Annotated in this window: 3 protein-coding genes; all 3 read right to left on the bottom strand. The window is 74.3% G+C overall.

What is annotated here, in order from left to right:
• The coding region (locus L810_RS42790; RefSeq protein WP_042978395.1) for a beta-ketoacyl-[acyl-carrier-protein] synthase family protein at positions 1-1,024 on the bottom strand (1,024 nt) is incomplete at its 3' end.
• Positions 1,025-1,087: 63 nt separating this feature from the next.
• Positions 1,088-1,981, bottom strand: a complete 894-nt coding sequence (locus L810_RS42785; RefSeq protein ID WP_021164316.1) for a polysaccharide deacetylase family protein — start codon at positions 1,979-1,981, stop codon at positions 1,088-1,090.
• Positions 1,978-3,135 (bottom strand): MMPL family transporter (locus L810_RS42780; protein ID WP_042978394.1); only part of this gene is annotated, 1,158 nt, incomplete at its 5' end. The genes L810_RS42780 and L810_RS42785, both read right to left, overlap by 4 nt.

Here is a 3,135-nt window from a genome sequence, read left to right as displayed (position 1 = left end):
CGGCGACGACCGCCTCGAGCGCGCCCGCCGCGCCGAGCGTATGGCCGGTCGCGCCCTTCGTCGAGCTGCACGGCGTGCCGGCGAACAGCGCGCCGATCGCGCGGCTTTCGGCCGCGTCGTTGCTCGGCGTCGCGGTGCCGTGCAGGTTCACGTAGTCGATGTCGTTCGCGCCGAGGCCGGCGGATGCAAGCGCCTGCTCGATGGCGACGCGCGCGCCGAGCCCGTCCGGATGCGGCGACGACATGTGATGCGCGTCGCTCGATTCGCCGATACCGAGCAGCAGGATCGCATCGGCGTCGAGCGGGGTGGGCGGGTCGGGCACGCGTTCGACGAGCGCGAACGCGGCGGCCTCGCCGATCGAGATGCCGTCGCGCGCGACGTCGAACGGACGGCACGGCCGGCGCGACAGCAGTTCGAGCGAATTGAAGCCGTACAGCGTCGTCAGGCACAGCGAATCGACGCCGCCGACGACGGCCGCATCGATCAATCCCGCCTCGATCATGCGGCGCGCGGAGCCGAACACTTTCGCGCCGGACGAGCACGCGGACGAGATCGCCATCGCCGGCCCGCGCAGCGCGAAAAACGCGCGCACGAACGCGGCCGGCGAATACGGGTTGTGCGTGTGCGCGTAGCGGAAGTCGGCGGGCAGTGCGCCGCTCGCCGGGTCGCGGCGCTGGTATGCGTGCTCGGTCTCGAGGATGCCGGCCGTGCTCGTGCCGACGAACACGCCGACGCGCGCCGCGCCATGGCGCGCGACGGCCGCCGCGACGCGTGCGTCGAAGCCGTCCTGCATGAGGCCGAGCTGCGCGAGGCGGTTGTTGCGGCACTCGAAGTCGGCGAGGTCGGCGCGCACGGGCTGCGCGTCGACGCCGTCCACCGCGCCGATCCACGTGTCGAGATCCGCACGCTCGAAGTCGCAGGGCGTGAGCCCGCCGCGCGCGTGGCGCAGTGCATCGAGGGTCGCGTCGAGGCCGCGGCCGATGCAGCTGGTGGCGGTGAAGTGCGAGAGCAGGAGAGGTTTCACGAGGGTCGCATCCGGTGGCCGGAACGGGCGCCGCAGCAGGGCTGGCAGGCGCGCCGCTCGAGGTCAGATTTTATCAAACGGGGGGGCCGAACCGGCCGGCTCGCGCGGCCCGGCCGGCGGTTCGGGCGCGAGCGCCGCGCGCAGCGTGACCCAGTGCAGCTGCGCGTCGGCGGCCGCGCGCAGCACCGCCTGCAGCACGTCGAGCACGACCGGTTCGCCGCGCGCGTCGCGCGCCGCGTGGCCGTCGTGCACGAGCAGGATGTCGCGCGGCGCGAGACTGTGCAGCAGGCGGCGCGTGACGGTCGCGGCATCGTGTGCGCGCGTGTCGAAACCGCGCCGCGTCCAGCTCGCCAACTGCAGGCCGAGCTCGCACAGCACCGGTTCGAGGAACGGATTGCGCAGGCCGGCCGGCGCGCGGAAGAACAGCGGGCGCGTACCGGCGATCTCGGTCAGCGTCCGTTGCGCGGCCGCGATCTCGCGCCGCAGTGCGGCGGGCCCCGACAGCGAGAACGTATGCCGGTGCCGCTGGCTGTGGTTCTCGATCGCGTGGCCGCGCGCGACGATCGCCTCGATCCAGCGAGGATGGCGGCGCGCGAGATCGCCGATGCAGAAGAACGTCGCGCGCGCGTCGTAACGGTCGAGCAGGTCGAGCACGCGCGGCGTGACGTCGGGGTCCGGGCCGTCGTCGATCGTCAGTGCGATGCGGCGGCCGGCGCCGGGCGGCAGGCGCGTCCAGTTCGGCCCGAGCAGTGCGCTGCGCGGCCACAGGCCGGCGGCGGTCAGCGCGAGATGCGACGCGACCACGCCGCCGACCGCCCACGGCCACACGGCTGGCTGCGCGACGACGGCGACTGCCGCGCCCGCGTGCAGCGCGGCGGTGCCCGCGATCAGCGGCGTGGGCTGCCAGCGGCGCGCATCGCCGGGCTGTCGGTGCGGAACGGACGACGGTGCATTCATGCGCGGCTTCCTTGATGGCGATGGCCGGCTGCGGCCGCGCGCGGCGCGAGGATCGCCGCGAACGCGAGCGCGAGCATCGCACCCGGGCCGACGGTCAGCCCGAAGGTCTCGAGCAGCGGCACGCGCGACAGTGCCAGCAGCCCGAAGCCGGCGACCGTCGCGAGGTTCGCGATCAGCAGCGACACGAGCGTGTGGGGCGTGACGGGCTGCGCGTCGTCGCGCTTGCAGAAGAACAGCGCGTAGTTCGAGCCGACCGCGACGATCAGCAGCATCCCGACGAGGTGCAGGATCGTCAGCGGCACGCCGGCGAGCGCGAAGCCGGCCGTCACGACCAGCACGGCGGCGACGAGCGGGGCGAGGGCGCGCACGACGCGGCGCGGCGAGCGCAGGGCGATCAGCAGCAGCACGGCGATCGCGGCAAAACCCGCGAGCGACAGCCGGATGTCCTCGTGCACGTAGCTCACGTACAGGCGATCGGCTTCGGCCTTCATGTCGACGAACAGCGCATCGGGCACGCCCGCGCGCGCGACGGCCGCGCGGACCGGTGTCGCATCGAGGCTCGATGCCGGTTGCGCGGTGCGGGCGGCGTCCGGCGCGCGCAGCGGCAGCATCGCGCTCCAGCGGCCGTCGCGTTCGGTCAGCAGCGCATCGACGGCGAGTGCCATCGACGTGCCGCGCAGGTCCGCGCGCGTCAGCAGCCGCGCATGGCGCGCGGCTTCGACGTCGGCGATGAACGGTGCGAACAGGCCGGGCCTGACCGCGATCGGCTGGTTCGCGACGGCGTCGCGCATCCGCGCGGCGAGCACCTCGGCATCCGGCAGGCTCGCGAGGCGCGCGCGCTGCGCGGCGTCGCTCGGCAGGAAGCGCGCGGGGGTTTCGAAACCCGCGAGCGCGCCCCGGTCGACGAGCGGCTGCAACTGCGCGGCGACCCGTTCCGCGCGTTCGAGCGCGGCCTGTTCGGTCGGCGCGGCAATCACGACGAGGTAGCGCACGTCGGGCGCGCCGACATCGGCGCGCAGCCGTGCGTCGAGCGCCTGCGCTTGCGCGGGCACGGGGCTCAGCGCGGCGAGTTCGCGGCTCCACAGGCCGTCGCGATGCAGCACGAGCGTCGCGCCCGCGGCGATCACCAGCACGGCGAGCGGCCAGCGCAACCG

The organism is Burkholderia sp. AU4i (assembly GCF_000466765.1).
GTDB classification, from domain to species: Bacteria; Pseudomonadota; Gammaproteobacteria; order Burkholderiales; family Burkholderiaceae; genus Burkholderia; species Burkholderia cepacia.
This window is presented reverse-complemented; position numbering and strand designations above follow the sequence as displayed.

What these genes read in the sequence shown, in the direction of transcription:
- L810_RS42785 (WP_021164316.1), bottom strand. Translation starts at nt 1,981, where the DNA reads ATGAATGCACCGTCGTCCGTTCCGCACCGACAGCCCGGCGATGCGCGC.